Source organism: Curvibacter sp. EU05-FHT14A10, from assembly GCF_058791075.1.
Window position 1 is genome coordinate 297,148 of record NZ_JBYTDE010000005.1, and the last position, 20,239, is coordinate 317,386.

18 protein-coding genes are annotated in these 20,239 nt (G+C 65.9%); 9 read left to right on the forward strand and 9 right to left on the reverse strand.

What is annotated here, in order from left to right; genetic code table 11:
- The 3 genes from lptM (at position 1) to AC3WUT_RS12100 (ending at position 2,443) form a co-directional block, all read left to right on the forward strand.
- Positions 1-234, forward strand: coding sequence for an LPS translocon maturation chaperone LptM (lptM, locus tag AC3WUT_RS12090; RefSeq protein WP_492347313.1), 234 nt, complete (start codon positions 1-3; stop codon positions 232-234).
- Positions 231-1,517, forward strand: a complete 1,287-nt coding sequence (lysA, locus tag AC3WUT_RS12095) for a diaminopimelate decarboxylase (RefSeq protein ID WP_492347314.1) — start codon at positions 231-233, stop codon at positions 1,515-1,517. Before lptM ends, lysA begins: the two co-directional genes overlap by 4 nt.
- Positions 1,518-1,615: 98 nt before the next feature.
- On the forward strand, positions 1,616-2,443 hold the full coding sequence (locus AC3WUT_RS12100; protein ID WP_027478407.1) for an oxygen-binding di-iron domain-containing protein: 828 nt from the start codon (positions 1,616-1,618) through the stop codon (positions 2,441-2,443).
- Here the strand turns inward: AC3WUT_RS12100 and msrQ are convergent, their stop codons facing one another.
- From msrQ to AC3WUT_RS12125, 5 genes are all read right to left on the reverse strand, one after another.
- Entirely contained in the window at positions 2,444-3,070 is a 627-nt protein-coding gene (gene msrQ / locus AC3WUT_RS12105) for a protein-methionine-sulfoxide reductase heme-binding subunit MsrQ (RefSeq protein ID WP_492347446.1), read from the reverse strand.
- Between the two features lie 86 nt (positions 3,071-3,156).
- Positions 3,157-4,161 (reverse strand): protein-methionine-sulfoxide reductase catalytic subunit MsrP, encoded by a 1,005-nt coding sequence (gene msrP / locus AC3WUT_RS12110; RefSeq protein ID WP_492347315.1) that lies wholly within the window; start codon positions 4,159-4,161, stop codon positions 3,157-3,159.
- 76 nt (positions 4,162-4,237) lie between these two features.
- Positions 4,238-5,584, reverse strand: coding sequence for a c-type cytochrome biogenesis protein CcsB (gene ccsB, locus AC3WUT_RS12115; RefSeq protein ID WP_492347316.1), 1,347 nt, complete (start codon positions 5,582-5,584; stop codon positions 4,238-4,240).
- Positions 5,585-5,601: 17 nt separating this feature from the next.
- Positions 5,602-7,800: a cytochrome c biogenesis protein ResB gene (locus AC3WUT_RS12120; RefSeq protein WP_492347317.1), complete on the reverse strand. Its 2,199-nt coding sequence runs from the start codon at positions 7,798-7,800 to the stop codon at positions 5,602-5,604.
- Positions 7,801-7,906: 106 nt separating this feature from the next.
- Positions 7,907-8,536 (reverse strand): c-type cytochrome, encoded by a 630-nt coding sequence (locus AC3WUT_RS12125; protein WP_492347318.1) that lies wholly within the window; start codon positions 8,534-8,536, stop codon positions 7,907-7,909.
- Between the two features lie 74 nt (positions 8,537-8,610).
- On the opposite strand from AC3WUT_RS12125, the gene yihA reads away from it, so the two are divergent.
- Both yihA and AC3WUT_RS12135 read left to right on the forward strand, forming a co-directional pair.
- Positions 8,611-9,366, forward strand: a complete 756-nt coding sequence (yihA, locus tag AC3WUT_RS12130; protein WP_492347319.1) for a ribosome biogenesis GTP-binding protein YihA/YsxC — start codon at positions 8,611-8,613, stop codon at positions 9,364-9,366.
- Between the two features lie 48 nt (positions 9,367-9,414).
- Complete coding sequence (locus AC3WUT_RS12135; protein WP_492347320.1) at positions 9,415-10,332, forward strand: alpha/beta fold hydrolase; 918 nt, start codon at positions 9,415-9,417, stop codon at positions 10,330-10,332.
- Here the strand turns inward: AC3WUT_RS12135 and AC3WUT_RS12140 are convergent.
- Entirely contained in the window at positions 10,323-11,192 is an 870-nt protein-coding gene (locus tag AC3WUT_RS12140) for an LpxL/LpxP family acyltransferase (protein WP_492347321.1), read from the reverse strand. The two genes, AC3WUT_RS12135 and AC3WUT_RS12140, sit on opposite strands and share 10 nt — an antisense overlap.
- Before the next feature lie 2 nt (positions 11,193-11,194).
- On the reverse strand, positions 11,195-12,025 hold the full coding sequence (locus tag AC3WUT_RS12145; protein WP_492347322.1) for a lysophospholipid acyltransferase family protein: 831 nt from the start codon (positions 12,023-12,025) through the stop codon (positions 11,195-11,197).
- 138 nt (positions 12,026-12,163) lie between these two features.
- On the opposite strand from AC3WUT_RS12145, the gene metK reads away from it, so the two are divergent.
- Positions 12,164-13,345, forward strand: coding sequence for a methionine adenosyltransferase (gene metK, locus AC3WUT_RS12150; protein WP_019576176.1), 1,182 nt, complete (start codon positions 12,164-12,166; stop codon positions 13,343-13,345).
- Positions 13,346-13,911: 566 nt separating this feature from the next.
- Positions 13,912-15,543: a glycosyltransferase family 39 protein gene (locus AC3WUT_RS12155; RefSeq protein WP_492347323.1), complete on the forward strand. Its 1,632-nt coding sequence runs from the start codon at positions 13,912-13,914 to the stop codon at positions 15,541-15,543.
- Here AC3WUT_RS12155 and asd read toward each other — a convergent pair.
- The gene (asd, locus tag AC3WUT_RS12160) at positions 15,519-16,430 is read right to left on the reverse strand and encodes an archaetidylserine decarboxylase (protein ID WP_492347324.1); all 912 of its coding nucleotides are present in this window, start codon (positions 16,428-16,430) and stop codon (positions 15,519-15,521) included. The genes AC3WUT_RS12155 and asd overlap by 25 nt on opposite strands.
- 72 nt (positions 16,431-16,502) lie before the next feature.
- Between asd and AC3WUT_RS12165 the strand changes: the two genes are divergently transcribed.
- Positions 16,503-18,155 (forward strand): aminotransferase class III-fold pyridoxal phosphate-dependent enzyme, encoded by a 1,653-nt coding sequence (locus tag AC3WUT_RS12165; RefSeq protein WP_492347325.1) that lies wholly within the window; start codon positions 16,503-16,505, stop codon positions 18,153-18,155.
- 33 nt (positions 18,156-18,188) lie between these two features.
- Here AC3WUT_RS12165 and AC3WUT_RS12170 read toward each other — a convergent pair whose 3' ends face one another.
- Positions 18,189-18,800, reverse strand: coding sequence for a hypothetical protein (locus tag AC3WUT_RS12170; RefSeq protein WP_492347326.1), 612 nt, complete (start codon positions 18,798-18,800; stop codon positions 18,189-18,191).
- Between the two features lie 173 nt (positions 18,801-18,973).
- On the opposite strand from AC3WUT_RS12170, the gene AC3WUT_RS12175 reads away from it, so the two are divergent.
- Positions 18,974-20,227 (forward strand): glycosyltransferase family 4 protein, encoded by a 1,254-nt coding sequence (locus tag AC3WUT_RS12175; RefSeq protein ID WP_492347327.1) that lies wholly within the window; start codon positions 18,974-18,976, stop codon positions 20,225-20,227.
- Positions 20,228-20,239 lie beyond the last annotated feature (12 nt).

The window sequence follows — 20,239 nt, forward strand, 5'->3', positions numbered from 1 at the left end:
ATGTTGAGTCGAATCCAAATTCTAGTCAGGCTGATTGCCCTTGTCGCTGCGGGTGCCTTGTTCGGCTGCGGCCAACGCGGGCCGCTGTACCTGCCGCAAGACCCGGCCGCAGCCCAGCGTGCCACCTTGCCTCAGGTGCTGACCCCCGACTCGTTGCGGTCCCAGACGGATCGCAAGCCGTCCGACGACGCCCCTCCGGCCACCCCCCTCACGCCTACCACCACCACACCATGACCCAAGCCCCGTTGCCCGGCCAGCCCCATATCTCTTATCGCGACCAGGTCCTGACCATCGAAGGCGTGGCCAGCCCCGAGCTCGCTCAACGCTTCGGCACCCCGCTGTTCGTCTACTCCAAGGCCTCCATGCTGGCCGCACTGGCCGCCTACCAGCGCGGTTTTGCCGGCCGCAAGGCCCAGATCTGCTACGCCATGAAGGCCAACTCTTCACTGGCCATCCTGCAGGTCTTCGCCCAGGCCGGGTGCGGCTTCGACATCGTCTCGGGCGGCGAACTGGCCCGCGTGCAGGCCGCCGGCGCCGATGTGTCGAAAGTGATCTTCTCGGGCGTCGGCAAAACCCGCGCCGAGATGCGCCAGGCCCTGCAGGCCGGCATCGGCTGCTTCAACGTCGAAAGCGAAGCCGAACTCGAGGTGCTGAATGCGGTGGCACTCGAACTCGGTACCACGGCCCCGGTCAGCATCCGCGTCAACCCCAACGTCGATGCCAAGACCCACCCCTACATCTCCACCGGCCTGAAGGGCAACAAGTTCGGCGTGGCACACGACGGGGCCCTGGCCACCTACCAGCGTGCTGCCAGCCTGCCCGGCCTGAAGGTGGTCGGCATCGACTGCCACATAGGCTCGCAAATCACCCAGGTCGACCCCTATCTGGATGCCATGGACCGCGTGCTCGATCTGGTCGAAGCGATCGAACAGGCTGGCATCCCCATCCACCACATCGACTTCGGTGGCGGCCTGGGCATCAACTACAACGGTGACACGCCCCCCGAAGCCGACGCCTTGTGGGCGCAGTTGCTGGCCAAGCTCGATGCACGTGGCTTTGGCCAGCGCCAGCTGATGATCGAGCCCGGCCGATCGCTGGTGGGCAATGCCGGCCTGTGCCTGACCGAAGTGCTCTACCTGAAGCCCGGCGAGCAGAAGAACTTCTGCATCGTTGACGCAGCCATGAACGATCTGCCCCGTCCGGCCATGTATGAGGCCTACCACGCCATCGTGCCAGTGCAGGCCGACAGCAGCCGCCCCACCACCCCCTACGACGTGGTCGGCCCGGTGTGCGAAAGCGGCGACTGGCTGGGCCGGGACCGCGCATTGGCAGTCGACCAGGGCGACCTGCTGGCCGTGCTGTCAACCGGGGCTTACTGCATGAGCATGTCGAGCAACTACAACAGCCGCGGCCGCCTGGCCGAAGTGCTGGTGGACGGCCAGCAGGCCCATCTGATCCGCCGCCGCGAGACCGCAGCAGACACGTTTGCCCTGGAAAACCTGCTCCCCAACGGCTGATTGGTGCGGATCAACGGCATTGATGTGCATCAAGTCACAGAAATGCCATTTCCGTACAGTGCAGGCTCCGGCCGTGTCGATGGCCGCAGGGAGTAAGCATGCCTTTGGAACTTTACCGCGACGCTGATCACGCCTGCCTGATGTTCACCGACCTCATCGAGGAAGGCGGCCAGGCGGTGCAGGCGAACCAGTTCCTGATCGTGGACGACGGCACGGGCGCCATCATCGACCCGGGTGGCAACCTCGCCTTCAATGAGCTGTTCCTGGGCATGTCCAAGCATTTTCCGCCCAGCAAGCTCAGCTACCTGCTGGCCTCGCACGCCGACCCTGACATCATCGCCTCGCTGGACCGCTGGATGACCTCCACCCGCGCCAAGCTGGTGATCTCACGCATCTGGGAGCGTTTCGCCCCCCACTTTGCCAAGGTCGGCAAGACCGAAGACCGCGTGATCGGCGTGCCCGATGGCGGCGGCAAGCTGCGCATCGGGCGTCATGAGATGTGGCTGCTGCCCGCGCACTTCATGCATTCCGAGGGCAATTTCCAGTTCTACGATCCGGTCAGCCGCATCCTGTTCACTGGCGATCTGGGCGTGTCACTGACCACCGGCCAGCAGGCCCAGAAGTTCGTCACCGACCTGACGGACCACATCCCGCTGATGGAGGGGTTTCACCGCCGCTACATGGTCTCCAACAAGATCCTGCGACTGTGGGTTCGCATGGCGCGCCAACTCGACATCAGCATGCTGGTGCCCCAGCATGGCGCCCCCATCGTGGGCCAGGTGGCCATCAACCAGTTCTTTGACTGGCTGGAAAACCTGATGTGCGGCATCGACCTGTTTGACGACCGCGCCTACCAGTTGCCCACGCTGCAGATCGACCCGCTGCGGGGCGCCCAGCCGGCCCTGCGCGCGGTCGGTGGCCATTGATCAGGCGCGGGACTCGCCAGCGCCTCTGCGCCTCTTGCGCCAGGCCTGCTGCAGGCGCCAGCCCAGCAGTACCGAGATCACCGCCGCGTAGACCGCCACCTCGGCAAAGTTGTGCTTGCCGGCCCGCATCCAGAAGAAATGCAGCAGGCCCAGCAGCACCACGGCGTACACCGCTCGGTGCAGCGCCTGCCAACGCCGCCCCCCCATCGCCTTGATGGCTGCATTGAACGAACTCAAAGCCAGGGGCAACATCAGCACGCAAGCCGTGAAACCCACCAGAATGAAGGGTCGCTTGAGGATGTCTCGCCCGATGTCACCCCACTCCAGCCCCATGTCGAACAGGCTGTAGCAAGCCAGGTGCACCAAGGCATAAGAAAAGGCGAACAGGCCCAGCAAACGCCTAAAACGGGCCAAGGCCGGCAGCCGCCCGATCACCCGCAGGGGTGTCACCGCCAACACCCCGCACAACAGGCGAAGGGTCCAGTCACCCGTGGCACGGATCAGGGCCTCAGCCGGATTGGCCCCCAGGCCCTCGGTGACCGTCAGCCCCACCAGCCAGGCCAGGGGAAGCAACAGCAACACCCAGGCCACGGGCTTGGCCCAGGGTGAGAGCAAGGCCGCCGACAGGCGTGATCGCACACCGACTGGCCCGGCCGTGCGGCCAATGGAAGGCGAAGAAGCAGAAGAAGCAGAACGCATTGGGGGGCTGGCGCTCAGTAGAACTTCTTCAGGTCCATGCCGGCATACAGGGATGCCACCTGGGCCTCGTAGCCATTGAACTTCAGGGTTTTGCGCTTTTTGGCGAACAAGCCGTCCTCGCCGATGCGGCGCTCGGTGGCCTGACTCCAGCGCGGGTGATCCACCTCGGGATTCACATTGGAATAAAAGCCGTACTCGTTGGCCGCCGCCTTGTTCCAGGCGGTGCCCGGCTCCTTGTCGGTGAAGCGGATGCGCACCAGACTCTTGGCGCTTTTGAAGCCATATTTCCAGGGCACCACCAGGCGCACCGGGGCTCCGTTCTGCTTGGGCAGCACCTCACCATACATGCCGAACGACAGCAGGGTCAGCGGGTGCATGGCCTCGTCCATGCGCAAGCCCTCGACATAGGGCCAGTCGAGGATGCGCGAGCCCACGAACGGCATGGTCTTGGGGTCGGCCAAGGTGTGGAATTCCACGTACTTGGCACTGCTCAGGGGCTCCACGCGGCGAATCAACTCGGCCAGCGAATAGCCCACCCACGGAATCACCATCGACCAGCCTTCCACGCAGCGCAGGCGGTAGATGCGCTCTTCCTGGGCGCTGAGCTTGATCAGGTCTTCCAGGTTGATCGGCCCGGGCTTCTTCACCAGACCGTCGATCTCGACCCGCCAGGGCGAAGTCACCAGGGTGTGCGCGTTGCGCGCCGGGTCGGCCTTGTCGGTGCCGAACTCGTAGTAGTTGTTGTAGCCGCTGGCGTCCTTGTAATCGGTCACCTTGTCCATCGTCAGGGCACCTGCCACAGCCGACTTGCCGGCCGCCAGCGCCGGCAGCTTGCCCGGACGGGCATAGGGTGCCGCCTGGGCCAAGGCGTCACGGGCGGCCCAACTGCCCAACGCCGTGCCGGCCCCGGCCAGGGCCAACTGCCGCAGCCACTGGCGGCGACCGGCATACACGGAAGCGGGGGTGATTTCGCTGGCGACCGGGTGTTGGAAACCGTCGTCGCGCGTCTGGATCAGCATGGAAGCTCCTTGAAGTTATGCGTTGGTCGGAGTACGACCCGCATTCTTTCAAGGATTCGCGAAATTCACCGAAAGTTCACAATGTCCCGTAACTGTGTAGGCCACTGAGGAACATGTTGACACCCAGGAAGGCGAAGGTGGTCACCACCAGCCCGCCCAAGGCCCACCAGGCGGACAGCGTGCCGCGCAGCCCCTTCATGAGCCGCATGTGCAGCCAGGCCGCATAGTTCAGCCAGACGATCAAGGCCCAGGTCTCCTTGGGGTCCCAGCTCCAGTACCCGCCCCAGGCTTCGGCCGCCCACAAGGCCCCCAGCACGGTGGCGATGGTGAAGAACGCGAAACCCACGGCAATCGCCTTGTACATCACGTCATCCAGCACTTCCAGCGGCGGCAGGCGGCGCGCAATTCGCTCGCGGGCCAGCAATATGCCCGCCACCACCAGGGCCGAGATCGCAAAGTACACCACCCAATAGCTGCCCCCAGCCTCGTTGGTGCTGCGACGGAACACCATGGGCTCGAAGCACAGCACGATCCCCAGCAACCACAGCGGGGTGAGCTTGTACCAGCGCTTTTCGCCCGCCTGCTGCTTGATCAGGTAGGCGAAAGCCACCATGGCCGAGAGCGCAAACGTGCCATAGCCAATGAAGTTGGCCGGTACATGGAGCTTCATCCACCAGCTTTTCAGGGCCGGCACCAGGGGTTGGATCTCGTGCGCCTCGCGCACCACCGTGTACCACAGCAGAAAACCCACGGCCGCGCTCACCACCAGCATCACGAAAGCGCCCAGGGCACGGGTCTTGTACTGCGCCTCGAAATAGAGGTAGAACACCGTGGTGATCCAGCAAAACAGCACGAACACCTCGTACAGGTTGCTGACCGGGATGTGCCCGATGTCGGCCCCCAGCAGGTAGCTCTCAAACCAGCGCACCATGGTGCCCGTCAGGGCCATCACCACCGAGGCCCAGGCCAGGCGCGAGCCCGTCAGCTCCATGGTGGCCCCGTGCTGGCCACCGATCAGCCCCAGCCAATAGAAGATGGTGCTCATGAACACCAGCATGCTCATCCACAGGATGGCCGACTGGCTGGACAGGAAATACTTGAGCCAGAACACCGTGTCCGCCCGCGCCAGCGTGGGCGCCTCACCCGAAGCGTGGTAGGACGAGATGGCCAGCAGGCTGAGGCCTGCCACGCCCACCATCAAAACCGCCAGCGGGCGCCAGAACCAGCCCAGCCAGATCGCAGCCGGCACGGCGGCGATCAGGATGCCGGTTTCATAGACGTCCATGGCCTGCCCATACAGGGACAGGGTGGCGCCCCCGGCGGCCAGCACCAAGGCGGCAAACAGCCAATCCAGCCAGGACCGGCGTGAAAAAAACCCTTCGCTGAGGGTGATGCTCGTCGTCGGACGGGTCGCGGTGTTCATGGGGTCGACTCCGGTGTTCAGTTCGGGGCCACAGGGCCGTCGGCCGCGTCGGGGGACGCGGGCGCCAGGCTCAGCAGCTTGATTTTCAGGTGCTCGAATTCGCGGTCGCCATCCATAGTCTTGCGATTGCTGGACAGGGCCATCGTGGCTCGGGTGCCGGTGGACTCGGGGCGGACCCAGATCCAGACACGGCGTTCGCGCACGTACAGCATGGCAAAGACACCCAGGATCAGCAAGGCACACCCCAGATAGACCACCGTCTTGCCAGGGGCACGCGCCACCTGGAACACGCTGGCCTGCACCTGGGTGAAGTCCTTCAGCACAAAGGTCAGCGGCACCGGATAGGCCTGCACATCGCTGAGCGACAACACGGCCTGAGTCATGAAGGCCTGGGTCTTGGCTTCATTGGGCCAGGGCTTCAGCCCGGCCTGCTCGCGGCTCAGTTGCTCCAGTTGGAACAGCACCCCGTTCAGGATCCGGATCAGCACCTCGCCCGCACGCGGGCGCTCGGCCTCAGGCACATTGGCCTCGATGAAATCGGCCACCGCCTGCAATCCACCGGTGGGGCGATCCGAGCCTTTGGCCGCCGCCGGATTGCCGGCGAACAGGTCCAGCGCCCGGCCGGCCGAGGCCTGCAACTGGCGCGCCAACTCCGGTTTGCTGGAATCAATGGCCAAGGCCACGTAGCGGGCCACAGCCTGTTCGCGCAGCTTGGGCTGGCCAAGGGCCTTGCGAAGGCGCAGAAAACTGTCCATGCCGCCCTGATCGTCCACAGGCACCCGCAGGTAGCGGAACGGTTCGGCCGGTGTTTCACGCATGCCCAGCAACATCACCGGCGCCCCGCCGTCCTCCATGTCCACCGGCAGCATGTAGTTGTGGAACTCTCGGGCCTGGCCGGCCGCATCGCGCAGCTTGTAGGTGATGCTGGGGCCCACGTTGCGCAACTCCTTCTTGGTCATCACCTTGTTGGCCGCCCCCAGACGGGCCTCGACCGAGTCGCGCAGATCGACCTTGCGCACATCCACGCCCGACCCCGAGGGTCCGCCCTGGCCGGCGAAATTTTCCACGTTGATCACACGCAGCGCACTGAACTCCAGGTTGAACTTTTCTCCGGTGTGGCTGCGGGTCAGACCGGTGCTGCCACCAATCACCCCGTCGACCTCGAAACGGGCACCATCCGAATCGAGCGGCAAGGCTTGCAAACGCACCTTGGAGCCGCCATCGTCAAAGCTGGACTGGTAGATCTCGACACCGTGGTAGTTGACGGGGTGGTTCACCTCCACCCGCGCTTCGGTCAGCGCGCCGGTGGCCTTGTCGTGGATCACGATCTCGCTGGCAAACAGCTTGGGCATGCCGGTGGAGTAGTGCTCGACAACGAACTTCTTGAGCTCCACCGCAAACGGCAACTCCTGCAGCAACACACCGTCGGACTGATTGAGGATGGCCGTGCTCGACTGCGTGCCCTCGGCCACCATCAGGTTGCCGCGGAAGGTGGGGTTGTTCTCGCTCAGCCGGTGGCGGGCCGGCACATCGGCAATCAAGCCGGCACCAGCGTAAGGCACCTTGCCGTTGAACCACATCTGTGCACGCACCATCAGGTCGCCGTCCAGCAAACCGCCCAGGCAGATCAGCACGATGGCCGAATGGGCGGCGATGTAACCCAGCTTGTTGGCGGCCCCCGCCTTGGCCGCCACCATCCAGCCCGTACCCGGGCCGGCAGCGGTGTCACGTTGCTGAAGCCGAACTTTCCAGCCGCCCTGCACCAAGCCCTCGCCCAGGCGCCGGGCCACCCCCTCGGGGGCTTCGGAGAAGTCAGCCTCGGCATGCTGCCCGAAGGCGCGCAGGCTCTGTTCGCGGATGTTTTCCTTGAAAGTCTTCAGGTCGACCAGGATCTTGGGCGTGTTGCGGGCAATGCACAGCGAGGTGCTGACCACCAGGAAGCCCAGGATCAACAAAAACCACCAGGCGCTGTAAACCGAATAAAGGTGCAGTTCCCCAAACAATTGGGCCCAGAAGGGGCCGAACTGGTTCACATAGTTGACCGCCGGCTGGTTCTGTTGCAACACGGTGCCAATCACCGACGCGATGCAGATGACGGTCAGCAGCGAGATGGCAAAGCGCATCGACGACAGCAGGTCCACCAGCACCTTGAGGCGCTCGGGGCTGCCGCGCTGGGGCTGTGCCTGCGGGCCGGGTTCAGCAAGGGGAAGAGACATGGTGTCGCCAGGGCCTGATACAAACAAAAAGGGCGGGCCGCAGATGAGGCCCGCCCTGCTGAGGGAGAGAAAATGGCCTGAAGTTCAAAGAACTTCAGGCCGAAGATCAGTGCAGGCCAGCAATGTAGTCGGCCACGGCCTTGATTTCACGGTCGTTGAGCTTGGCAGCCACACCCGTCATCTGCATGCTGTTCTTGCGCACACCGTCGCGGAAGGCGGTCAACTGGGCCGCGGTGTACTCGGCCTGCTGGCCTGCCAGTCGCGGGTACTGGGCCGGGATGCCGGCACCGTTCGGGCTGTGGCAGCCTGCGCAGGCAGCGATCTGACGATCGGCAATGCCACCGCGGTAGATGCGCTCACCCAGGGTGACCAGGTCTTTTTCCTTGGCGAAGCCCGGCTTGGCCTTGTTCTTGGCAACCCAGGCGGCGATGTTCTTCATGTCGTCTTCGCTGAGCGCGGCGGCCATGCCGCTCATGACGGCGTTGGCACGCTGACCCGACTTGAATTCACGCAGCTGCTTGACCAGGTAGTCAGGGTGCTGCTGTGCCAGCTTGGGGTAGGCCGGGGTGCCCGAATTGCCGTCAGCTCCGTGGCAGGCGGCGCAGGTGGCGAAGCTCGCCTCGCCTTTGACCAGGTCAGGCTTGGCCGCCGCAGCGGGTTTTTCTTCAGCAGCAAAGGCCGAAAAAGCGGAGGCGGCCAGCACGGCGGCGCTGAGCAAGGTAGCGATCAACTTCATATCGTGGCTCAATGATGTTAGGGGCGCAAAACCACTCGATTCTACAATGAGGCTTCAGGAATACTTCCACATTGATGACAAACCGCTCCACATCCGCCCCGGCCAGCGCCGTCCGTCGCCCTGCGCCGCCCCCCTCCACCGAGGCCAAGGCGGCCCTGGGCTGGATGCACACGGCTCGCTTTCTGACCACCGCTGCCCAACTGCACCACCTGCCCCCCCTGCAGGTGCCTGAAATCGCTTTCGTGGGCCGCTCCAATGCGGGCAAGTCCACCTGCATCAACACCTTGACGCAGCAAAAGCAACTGGCCTTCGCCTCCAAGAAGCCCGGACGCACCCAGCACATCAACCTGTTCTCGCTGGGCCGCCAGGGTGAAACCGATGCCGTGCTGGCCGACTTGCCGGGCTACGGCTACGCCGCGGTGCCCAAGGACGACAAGATCCGCTGGCAGCGTGTGATGGCCAATTACCTGGTCAGCCGTGAGAACCTCGCCGGCATCGTGATGATGTGCGACCCGCGCCTGGGCCTGACCGAGCTGGACGAAACCCTGCTTGAAGTCATCCGCCCGCGCGTCGAAGAAGGCCTCAAATTTCTGGTGCTGCTGACCAAGGCCGACAAGCTGACCCGCGCCGAGGGCGCCAAGGCGCTGTCGATTGCGCGACTGAACGCTGGCGGCGGCGATGTGAAACTCTTCTCTGCGCTGAAGCGCATCGGCATCGAAGACACCGCGCACCTGCTGTGGCAGTGGACCCATCCACCCGTGGCAGCCGCCGACCTTCCGGATGCCACACCCCCTGCCGAGACCGCGCCCGCCGAGCCCGAAGTCGACTGAGCGCCGGGCCAGGTCTGGGGGCCCTCACTGCCCCAGGAGCCCTTGCCCATGATCGACACTTTTGAACATGCCCTGCCGCACGGCATCACCCTGAGCTGCCGGGCCGCCGGCCCAGCCGGGGCACCCGTGCTGCTGTTCCTGCACGGTTTCCCCGAAGCCGCTTTTGTCTGGGACCCGCTGCTGCTGCATTTCTCACGCCCCGAAAACGGAGGCTGGCGCTGCGTGGCCCCCAACCTGCGTGGCTACGAACAGTCCAGCCGTCCACCCGAGATCGAGGCCTACAAGGCCCGGCTGCTGGTGCAGGACCTGAAGGCGCTGATCGCCCTGGAATCCCCGCAGGCGCCGCTCGGCGCCCTGGTTGCCCACGACTGGGGCGGCGCCGTGGCCTGGAGCCTGGCCAACCAGCACCCTGAGCTGATGCAGCGCCTGGTGATCATCAACTCGCCCCATCCCGGCGCGTTTGTGCGCGAGCTTCGCCACAACCCGGCCCAGCTGGCAGCCAGCGCCTACATGAACTTTCTGATCCAACCGGACGCCGAGACGTACCTGGCCGAGGACGACTTCGCGCGCCTGTGGGGCTTCTTCCAGCGCTTCGGCGGCCAGGGAGAGCCCGCTTGGTTGAGTGAAAGCGTCAAAAATCAGTACCGTGCGGTGTGGCGCACCAGCCTGCGCGGGGGCTGCAACTATTACCGGGCCTCGCCGCTGCGCCCCGGTGACGCCACACACCTCGGGGCGGCCACGCTGGACCTGCCCGACAGCATGCTGCAGGTGAATTGCCCCACCCAGGTGCTGTGGGGTCTGGGCGACCATGCCCTGCTGCCCGGCCTGCTCGATGGCCTGGAGCAGTGGGTGCCTCGGCTGCAGGTGTGCCGGCATGACAGCGCCAGTCACTGGATCGTGCACGAAGACCCGATCTGGGTCATGCAGCAGATCCAGGATTTTCTGGGCCAGGCGGTTCAGCGGTAGACCGGGGGCTCACCCGGCGGGCGGGTCTTGAAGCGCTTGTGAACCCAGTAATACTGGTCGGGCATGGTGTCGATCCAGCCCTGCAGGCGCTGGTTCATCAGAGCCGTGTCGGCCTCGACATCGTCGGTCGGAAAGTTCTGCCAGGCCGGCATCACCTCCACCTCATAGCCCGTGGCGGTGATGCGTGACACCACCGGCACCACCTTGGCCCGCCCCAGCCGGGCAAAGCGCGACAGGCTGGGCACCGTGGCCGCCAGGTGCCCGTAGAAGGGCACGAAGATCGACTCCTCGGGGCCGAAATTCATGTCGGGCAGCAGGTACAGGGCGCCCCCCTTGCGCAGCGTGTTGATGATGGGCTTGACGCCGTCAAAGCGGCTCAGCATGGTCACCTCGCCAAAGCGCGAACGCCCAGCCTTCATCCAGGCGTCCACCGCCGGGCTGGGCTGGGGCGTGAAGATCGAGGTGAACACCCGGTCCACGTTCATGGACAGCGCCATGCCACCGGCCTCCAGACCAAAGAAGTGGGGCGAAAAAATGATCGTCGGCGTATCGCCCTCGAACTCCTGCCAAGGGCCCACCAAGCGGATGCGGCGCGCCAGCACCTCTCGCGGGGCATGCCAAAGCCAGCCCCGGTCCAGCCAGGACTGGGCAAAGTGGATGAAAGCCCGCCGCGTCCAGGCCTTGCGCTGGGGCACCGACGCGTCCGGGAAACACAATTTGAGGTTCACCGCCACCACATGGCGCCGCGGCACGGCCAGCACATAAAGCACCCAGCCCAAACCCACCCCCAGGCCACGCACCCAGGACAGGGGCAGGTAGGCCATCAGCCGCATGAACGCAATTCCGAACCGACTCCACATGCTCAAAACTCTCCGCGCGGCTGCTTGTAGCGCGCATAACCCCAAAGGTACTGGGCCGGGCAAGCCCGGATCATCTGCTCCATCTCGGCGTTGATCTGGGTGACGGCCTGAGTCATGTCCTCGGCCAGGGGCGACGTCATCTCACGCACATGGATGCGCACCCCCCGCCCCCACGACAGGCGCTCGCTCCAGGCCAGCAGCACGGTGGCCCCGGTCTGCTGAACCAGGCGCACGGCCAGCGTCATCGTGTAGGCCGGTTGACCGAAAAACGGTGCCCACACCCCCATGCCCTCGGGTGGCACCTGGTCGGGCAGCAGCCCCACCGCACGCCCCTGGCGCAGCGCCTTGATCAACTGGCGCACCCCGGCCAGGGTCGTCGGCACGGCCTGCAGGCCCGGACGCTCGCGCACCGAGGCCATGGTGCGTGCCAGCCAGGCCTGGCGGGCGGGGCGGTACAGGATGGTCATCGGCCCAAAGCGCCCGGCATAGTCGCGTGCCAGGGCCTGGGGCGACAACTCGAAGCAACCCATGTGAGGGGTGAGGAACACCACCCCGCGCCCCGCAGCCAGCGCCCGCTCGATGCAGCCGTGGTCCGCCCACACCGAAGGCAGAGGCCGCCCCAGCCAGAGCCGCGGCAGCTCGGCCACCATGCGCCCACCATGGCCCACAGCAGCGATCAGATCGCGCAGGCTCACGCCCGCCAGGTCGGCGTTGGCCAGAAAACGGCGGCGGTAGGACGGCGAGGCCAGGAAGGCCAGCCAACCCAGCAGCCAACCCATGACCTGGAGCAACCCCAGGGGAAACAGGGCAAAGACCCTGAACAACGAGAGCATGAGGTGGGTAGAATAAACGGGTCGCTGAGTTAAATGAGCAACTTGCAGGGCGACGTTAAACACAACTGCTAAAGCGTTCGCCAAAGCTCCCGAGTCCGAGGCAACGCCCCCAGAACTTGAAACGTGGAGTTTATTCAAATGGCGAACGATTTTCTTTTTACTTCCGAGTCCGTCTCTGAAGGCCACCCCGACAAGGTGGCTGACCAGATCTCCGACGCGATCCTCGATGCCATCTTCAAGCAAGACCCGCGCAGCCGCGTGGCGGCCGAAACCCTGACCAACACCGGTCTGGTCGTGCTGGCGGGCGAAATCACCACCAACGCGCACGTCGACTACATCCAGGTGGCCCGCGACACCATCAAGCGCATCGGCTACGACAACACCGAGTACGGCATCGACTACAAAGGCTGCGCCGTGCTGGTGGCCTACGACAAGCAGAGCAACGACATCGCCCAGGGCGTGGACCAGGCCAGCGACGACCACCTGAACACCGGTGCCGGCGATCAGGGCCTGATGTTCGGCTACGCCTGCGATGAAACGCCCGAGCTGATGCCCGCGCCGATCTACTACGCCCACCGCCTGGTCGAGCGCCAGGCCCAACTTCGCAAGGACGGCCGCCTGCCTTTCCTGCGCCCCGACGCCAAGAGCCAGGTCACGATGCGCTACGTGGACGGCAAGCCGCACAGCATCGACACCGTGGTGCTGTCGACCCAGCACAGCCCCGACCAGAGCGAAACCGCCAAGAAGATGAAGGCCAGCTTCACCGAAGCCATCATCGAAGAAATCATCAAGCCCGTGCTGCCCAAGGAATGGCTGCAGGACACCAAGTACCTGATCAACCCCACTGGCCGCTTTGTGATTGGCGGCCCGCAAGGTGACTGCGGCCTGACTGGCCGCAAGATCATCGTCGACACCTACGGCGGCGCCTGCCCGCACGGCGGTGGCGCCTTCTCGGGCAAGGACCCGACCAAGGTCGACCGCTCGGCTGCCTACGCCGCCCGCTATGTGGCCAAGAACATCGTCGCCGCCGGCCTGGCCCGCCAGTGCCAGATCCAGGTCGCCTACGCCATCGGCGTGGCCCGCCCCATGAACGTGACCGTGTACACCGAAGGCACCGGCGTCATCCCCGACGACCAGATCGCCCGCCTGGTGCAAGAGCACTTCGACCTGCGCCCCAAGGGCATCATCCAGATGCTCGACCTGCTGCGCCCCATCTACGAAAAAACCGCCGCCTACGGCCACTTCGGCCGAGAAGAACCCGAGTTCACCTGGGAGCGAACCGACAAGGCTGCAGCGCTGCGTGCAGCGGCTGGCCTGTAAGGCCAGCATTCGCCGCAGGCGAATCTGCAGCCTTGCGGCGCAGGCTCATGTCAGCTCTGCTGACGTGAAGGCGCGAAGCGCCGGGCCGAAGCCACAAGGCACTTTGCGTGCAGCGGCTGGCCTGTAAGGCCAGCATTCGCCACAGGCGAATCTGCAGCCTTGCGGCGAAGGCTCATGTCGGCTCTGCCGACGTGAAGGCGCGAAGCGCCGGGCCGAAGCCATAAAGCTGCCGCCCTGCGGGCGGCAGCCGGGCTATCAACCCGCCGCGCGCCTGCGCGGCATCGGTTTTGGGGCACAGCCCCCACAGCGCCCAGCCGCTGTGAAGACCCTGAGCACCACAACAGCCCAATCCGGGGCCGCCCTTCATTCGTAACCCTACGTATCCCGCGGCAAGCCAACCGTGAGACAATTCCGGCCGCTTTGGCGCAGCTGCCGGCTGTTGCCGACCTGGCCAGAGCCGCGGGCCAGCTCCGGCTGGCCCCGAGCCCAACGCGCCCTCTGACCCGGCCTGCCGCAGCCGACGGTGCCAGCCCCCCAGACCGCCCCATCCAACCTGTTTTCCAGCCGTGCCAGCCGCCCCACTTTCAGCCCAGCCCAACGGCCAGCACAGCACGCGGCTGCTCATCGTCGCCTATTGCCTGGTGTGGGCCCTGGTGCATTGGTTCGCCTACCCGAACCTGGACCCCTACAACGACATGCTGGAGAACTTTGCCTGGGGGCAAACCTTCGAATGGGGCACGTTCAAGCACCCGCCTTTCTTTGTCTGGGCAGTTGAACTCTGGTTTGCGGCCATGCCGCGCAGCGCGCTGTCGTACAAGCTTCTGTCCTATGTGAACGTGGCCATCGGCCTGTGGGGGGTGGCGCAGTTGGCGCGCCTGCTGGGCTTGCGCCGCTTCGCACCCAGCGCCGTGCTGCTGCTGATGTGGACTCTGCCCTACACCACGCTGGCGGCCAAGTTCAACGCCAATGCCATTCTGCTGTCGGTCTGGCCCTGGACCGCCGTGGCCTGGCTGGCCAGCCTGCGCCAAAGTGGCCGCCCGGGCCTGACCGCCTCGGTGTGGCTGGGTTTTCTGGGTGCGGTGTGCATGCTCAGCAAGTACTACAGCGGCGTGTTCCTGTTCTCGCTGTTCGTCACCGCCCTGCTGCGGCGCGACATGCGCCGCTGGTTCAGCAGCCCGCGGCCCTACGTGGCCCTGCTCAGCCTGGCGGTGTTCCTGCTGCCCCATGCCTGGTGGCTCTGGCACCACGACTACCCCACCCTGCGCTACGCCGCCGACCAGGGTGGCGGCCACGTGGAGTGGCACTTCCTGCTGCATTTCGCCTTCACCCCGCTGCTGTTCGTGCTGCTGGCCTGGGTGCCCTGTGTGCTGGTGTTTGCCTGGCAGGCCAGCCCGTCGGGCCCCGGGCGCTGGCGCAGCCTGCTGGGCCTGATCCCGCGCCTGGCCTGGCGCAGCTGGCTGCCCCTGCACTGGCAGGACACCGTCTTCTGGCTGGCCGCCCTGCCCGGTGCCGTGACCCTGCTGGCCGGTATGGCCGGCATGGCCGAGCTCTCCAGCCCCTGGGCCATCCCCATCATCTATGCCTTCCCGCTGCTGTGGCTGCGCAACCTGGAGCAGGCCACCGCTGGCCCCACCTCAGGTCAGGCCCTGGACAACAGCCCCCCCAATACCCCCACTACGCGCAGCCTGCAGGCCCTGCAGGGTTCGGCCTGGCCGGTGCTGATCGGTGTGGTGCTGGTCGGCGTGGTGCTGGCCGTGTCCCAGGCCCGCCAGGGCAAGCGCAGCTATTACGAAGCCAACGAGATCGCAGCCGAAGTCATGATGCAAGGCTGGCAGCAGCGCCACCCCGACCTGCCCCTGGGCTGGACCGGGGGCGAATGGGCCGAGAACGCCATGGTGGCCTTCTTTGTGTCCGATCAGGTGCGCGCCCTGCCCGGCATGCCCGATGAGTGGCCCACCACCCTGGCCCCCCACCCAGGCTGGGAGCACCAGGGCGGCCTGATGATCTGCCCGCGCGGCCCTCTCAAAAAGGCCCAGGTCTACGAGGCCAGCAATTGCGAGGTCGAAGTCCAGGAATGGCTGGAAAAGACCGGTCGCCCCATCCGCCCCCTGTGGGTGACGGCCGCCCGCTCAGGCTGGCGTTTCCCGCACCCGATGGCGTTTGCCTGGGTGGTCTACGACGTGCTGCCCACCCCCTGAGCCGCAGCAGGCAGCAGACTTTCAGGCAGCTGCATCAAGGGCTGTCCGGCCCGCACCCGCAGGCCCGTGGCCACCCCGTCGACCAGGCGAAAGCCCTTGGGGGCGAACACGATGATGGTCGAGCCATGCTGGAACCAGCCCAGCTCCTGCCCCTTGCCCACCGCCACATCGCAGGGCAGCTCATGCGGGCCGGGGTAGCGGCCATGCAGGAGCAGATCGAGCGCGTGCAGGCGCAGGCTGGCCACCAGGATGGCCGCCACCGGCACCAGGGCCAGCGGGTGGCCGCCGCGCTCCAGCCGCAAATGCAGGGCGGCGCGCTCATTGCGGCAGAACAGGCGCTCCACCCGTTGGAGTGCGATCGGGTTCACGTTCCAGGTATCGCCCGTCAGGTGGGTCACATGCTGCAGGCGGGCATCATGAGGGGCATGAAAGCGGTGGTACATGGCCGAGGTCAGGCGCAAAGTCACGTAGCAACCATCGCGAAAGACCTCCGCGCGCGCGGGGTCGCCGAACAAATCCTCCAGCCGGTACGGAAAGCCCTTGGCCTGCCACACCTGCAGCCCCGCCACCTCACCGCAGGCCCCCACGATGCCGTCACAAGGGCTGGCCAACACCTCGGGGTCCGGGTCAAAAGGCCGGGCGCCCGACTTGAGTTCGCGGGTGAAGCAGTCGTGCAGGCTGTCAAAGCGCTGCTTGCGCGCCTCGCTCAGATCCAACTCGGTGAACAGGCGCCACACCGCGATCGAGGCATCGCGCACCACCGGCTGACGGATCTGGCTGAACCAGCCCATGAAGCGTGTCAACGCAATGCGCGGCACCCGGTTGGTGAGCAGGAAATTCAAATCCTCCTGCTGCAGCAGGCGGTCTCTCAAGGCTTTCAGTTTCATCAAGGTGTCAATCAGTCAAGTTACAGATGAGGCATCGCGCTTTCGCGATTGGAAAAATCCGGACCTCTTCAAATGGACGAAACACTGGCTTTCTGGGCATTGGGCGGTGCGGCCTTCGCCGCCACCCTGCCCCGGCTGATCCGCCGACTGGAACTGTCGCGGGCCAAGCACCCCTCGCTCACCGGCCATTCGCGCATGGCCAAACGCGTGGCCTCGTGGCTGCCCGGCTACGCCTACGGCGAAGAGCGCTTTTTCAACTCTGATGGCGCACCGGCCGAGGTGGCCGCGCAACGGCGCCAGGCCTTGCAGCAGCTGGGCCACACGCTGGTGGCGCGCTGCCCCCGCACGCTGGCCCTCACCGCCAGCGCCCGCGACGGCTTGCCCGATCTGCAGTTCACCGGTGCCTACCGGGTGCCCTTCCAGTACAGCCCGCTGCTGCGCCAGCACGTGCAGGTGGGCGCCTTCATGGAGGCCTCCGAAGGCGTGACCCTGACCGACCTGGATGGCAACAGCTACTACGACCTGACCGGCTCGTACGGCGTGAACGTGTTCGGTGTGGATGCCTACCGGCAGTGCATCGCCGAGGGCAGTCGCCGGGCCCAGGCCCTGGGCCCGGTGCTGGGCAGCCTGCACCCCGTGGTCGCCTCGAACGTGGCCCGCCTGCAACGCCTCTCGGGCCTGGACCAGGTGTCCTTCCACATGTCGGGCACCGAAGCCGTGATGCAAGCTGTGCGACTGGCCCGCTACCACACGGGGCGCCGCCACCTGGTGCGCTTTTGCGGCGCCTACCACGGCTGGTGGGAAGATGTTCAACCGGGCCCCGGCAACCCCCTGCCCCCGCGCGAGACCTACACCCTGCGCGACATGCACGAGAACAGCCTGCAGGTGCTGCGCAAGCGGCGCGACATTGCCTGCGTGCTGGTCAACCCGCTGCAGGCCTTGCACCCCAACAAGGCCGCGCCGGGCGACTCTTCGCTGGTGGACAGCTCGCGCAGCGCGGCGTACGACCGTGCGGCCTACACCGAATGGCTGAAACAACTGCGCGAGGTCTGTACCGAGCGCGGCATCGTGCTGATCTTTGACGAGGTGTTCCTGGGCTTCCGTCTGGCCCCGGGCGGTGCCCAGGCGTACTTCGGCGTCAAGGCCGACATGGTCACCTACGGCAAGACCCTGGGCGGTGGCCTGCCCGTGGGGGTGGTCTGCGGCAAGCGCGAGCTGATGAAGCGCTACCGCGAAGACCGGCCGGCCGACCTGTGCTTTGCCCGCGGCACCTTCAACTCGCACCCCTATGTGATGGGCGCCATGGCGGCCTTCCTGGATTACCTGGAAACCCCGGAGGCCCAGCTCATGTATGTGGACCTGGACGCCACCCAGAACCGCCGCGCCACGCAGCTCAACCAACGCCTGCAGGCCATCGGGGCCCCGGTGCAGGTGGCCAACATGTCTTCGGTCTGGACCGTGAGCTACACCCGGCCCTCGCGCTACAACTGGATGCTGCAGTTCTACCTGCGTGAACAGGGGCTGGCCCTGAGCTGGGTCGGCACCGGGCGGCTGATCTTCAGCCTGAACTACACCGACGCCGATTTCGAAGAGGTGTGCCGCCGCTTTGTCGCCGCCTGCCAGGCCATGGAGGCCGGCGGCTGGTGGTGGCAGGATGCCGCGCAGACCAACAAGTCGATCAAGCGCAGCATCTTCAGGGAGATGCTGGCGCATCGTCGCGGCTGAGGCAAAACGGCAGATCACACTGAGGCGGCGGCCTCAGTGCTGCTTGCGGGCGTGGGCCATCGGGTCCAGCAGCTCGCCGCGCAGCAGGTACAGGGGCGCCTTGTGGTACAGGAACACGTCATGGAAGGGGTCGGTGATGATCTTGGTCATCCACACCAGGCCGGTCTGCACATCCTTCAGGAAAAACAGGTGCACGGTGCGGAAAACCAGGCCACCCACCCCCACCACCAGCCAGGCCCAGCCCACCTGATGCCAGAAGGCCGAAAACGAATCGGCCGGCGCGATCAGCCCGCCCAGGCCAGGGCTCAGCCACAGCACCAGGGGGGCCGCCACCCACAAGGCCATCAGCACCACCTTGCGGCGCAGGTTGTAGCCCACCTTGATCTCTTCCTTGTGCTCGTGCGTGGCCTGGTTCACTTCGTCATAGCCGCGCGGCTCGAAAAAGAAATGGCCCGACTGACGCGACACCATCGAAACGCCCCAGGCCAGCAAGGCGGCCAGGGCGGGGTCGCTGAACAGCAAGGCATAGGCCACCAGGAAACTCAGCGCGCTGATCAGGTGCAGGGTCTGGTTGATGCGGCTGTGGTGGTAGTAGCGGTGGTCGTCCCAGCGCTGTGTTTTCAAGGCACTCAGAAAATCTTTCACCTTCGATCCTTTGACGTGTGAGCAGGCCCGTTGGGCCGGTGGGTGGGTTCTTGTGACGGCCCGCAGACGGGCGCGTGACCGGATGGTGACCAGCGAATATGAAAGTCCGGTGACGCGCCTCCACAGCCCAGGGCTGTCACACAACGGTTGCAATCGGGGCCCACCATCAGCGCATGAACGCCCCGGCTGAACACCCCATCGTGGTGGACGAATTCCCTGCCCTGCGGCGCTCGCTGCGGGTGTCGATCGTCACCGAAACCTATCCGCCCGAAGTCAATGGGGTGGCCCGTACCCTGGCCTGCGTGGTCGAGGGGCTGCGCGAGCGCAACCACGAGATCCAGCTGATCCGCCCCAACCAGTCCAAGGCCGAGACCCGGGGCGAACAGGCCAGCGACGACGTGCTGTTTCACGAGGTGCTGATGCGCGGCCTGCCCATCCCGCGCTACCCGCACCTGCGCATGGGCCTGACCTCCAAGAAGACGCTGGTCAGCCTGTGGGCGCGCCGCCGGCCCGACGTGGTGCACATTGCCACCGAGGGCCCCATGGGCTGGTCGGCCCTGCAGGCGGCGGTGCAGCTCAAGCTGCCGGTGTGCTCCGACTTTCGCACCAACTTCCATGCCTACAGCAAGCACTACGGCATGGGCTGGCTGCACAAGCCCATCATGGCCTACCTGCGCAAGTTCCATAACCTCACGGCCTGCACCATGACCCCCGATGAGGGGCTGCGCCAGGAGCTGACCGACTATGGCTTTCGCAACGTCGAAGTGGTGTCGCGCGGCGTGGACACCCGCCTGTTCGACCCGGCACGGCGCAGCCCAGCCCTGCGCCAGAGCTGGGGCGTCGGACCCGACGATCTGGTGGTGCTGCACGTGGGGCGCCTGGCGCCTGAAAAGAACCTGGGCACCCTGACCATGGCCTTCGAGGCCCTTCGCCGGGTGCAGCCCCGTGCCCGCCTGGTGCTGGTGGGCGACGGCCCCTCGCGCAAGGAACTGCAGGCCCGCTGCCCCGATGCCGTGTTCGCCGGCATGCGGCATGGCGACGACCTGGCCGCCCATTACGCCAGCGGCGACCTGTTTGTGTTCCCCAGCGTCACCGAAACCTTTGGCAACGTCACCCTCGAAGCGCTGGCCAGCGGCCTGCCGGTGCTGGCCTACGACTACGCCGCCGCCAGCCAACTGGTGCAGACCGGGCGCCACGGCGCACTGGCCCCTTTTGGCAACATGAGCGAATTCGTGCGCCTGGCCGCCCAGCTGGCCGCCGATCCGGCGGCCCTGCGCGAGATGGGGCTGCTGGCCCGCGAGGCCGCCTGCCAGGCCAGTTGGGAACGCATCATCAGCCGCATCGAAGGCCTCTACCACGCCTTGACCGAGGGGCGGCCCCTGGCCCAGCCGGGCACGGCCTCAGCGACCCCGCGCCTGGCGCTCTAAACACTTGCCCGG

Bases quoted from the DNA above. Each gene is read 5' to 3' on its own strand.
- lptM (WP_492347313.1), top strand. From the start codon at position 1: ATGTTGAGTCGAATCCAAATTCTAGTCAGGCTGATTGCCCTTGTCGCT.
- lysA (WP_492347314.1), top strand. From the start codon at position 231: ATGACCCAAGCCCCGTTGCCCGGCCAGCCCCATATCTCTTATCGCGAC.
- AC3WUT_RS12100 (WP_027478407.1), top strand. From the start codon at position 1,616: ATGCCTTTGGAACTTTACCGCGACGCTGATCACGCCTGCCTGATGTTC.
- msrP (WP_492347315.1), bottom strand. From the start codon at position 4,161: ATGCTGATCCAGACGCGCGACGACGGTTTCCAACACCCGGTCGCCAGC.
- ccsB (WP_492347316.1), bottom strand. From the start codon at position 5,584: ATGAACACCGCGACCCGTCCGACGACGAGCATCACCCTCAGCGAAGGG.
- AC3WUT_RS12120 (WP_492347317.1), bottom strand. From the start codon at position 7,800: ATGTCTCTTCCCCTTGCTGAACCCGGCCCGCAGGCACAGCCCCAGCGC.
- AC3WUT_RS12125 (WP_492347318.1), bottom strand. From the start codon at position 8,536: ATGAAGTTGATCGCTACCTTGCTCAGCGCCGCCGTGCTGGCCGCCTCC.
- yihA (WP_492347319.1), top strand. From the start codon at position 8,611: ATGACAAACCGCTCCACATCCGCCCCGGCCAGCGCCGTCCGTCGCCCT.
- AC3WUT_RS12135 (WP_492347320.1), top strand. From the start codon at position 9,415: ATGATCGACACTTTTGAACATGCCCTGCCGCACGGCATCACCCTGAGC.
- AC3WUT_RS12140 (WP_492347321.1), bottom strand. From the start codon at position 11,192: ATGTGGAGTCGGTTCGGAATTGCGTTCATGCGGCTGATGGCCTACCTG.
- AC3WUT_RS12145 (WP_492347322.1), bottom strand. From the start codon at position 12,025: ATGCTCTCGTTGTTCAGGGTCTTTGCCCTGTTTCCCCTGGGGTTGCTC.
- metK (WP_019576176.1), top strand. From the start codon at position 12,164: ATGGCGAACGATTTTCTTTTTACTTCCGAGTCCGTCTCTGAAGGCCAC.
- asd (WP_492347324.1), bottom strand. From the start codon at position 16,430: ATGAAACTGAAAGCCTTGAGAGACCGCCTGCTGCAGCAGGAGGATTTG.
- AC3WUT_RS12165 (WP_492347325.1), top strand. From the start codon at position 16,503: ATGGACGAAACACTGGCTTTCTGGGCATTGGGCGGTGCGGCCTTCGCC.
- AC3WUT_RS12175 (WP_492347327.1), top strand. From the start codon at position 18,974: ATGAACGCCCCGGCTGAACACCCCATCGTGGTGGACGAATTCCCTGCC.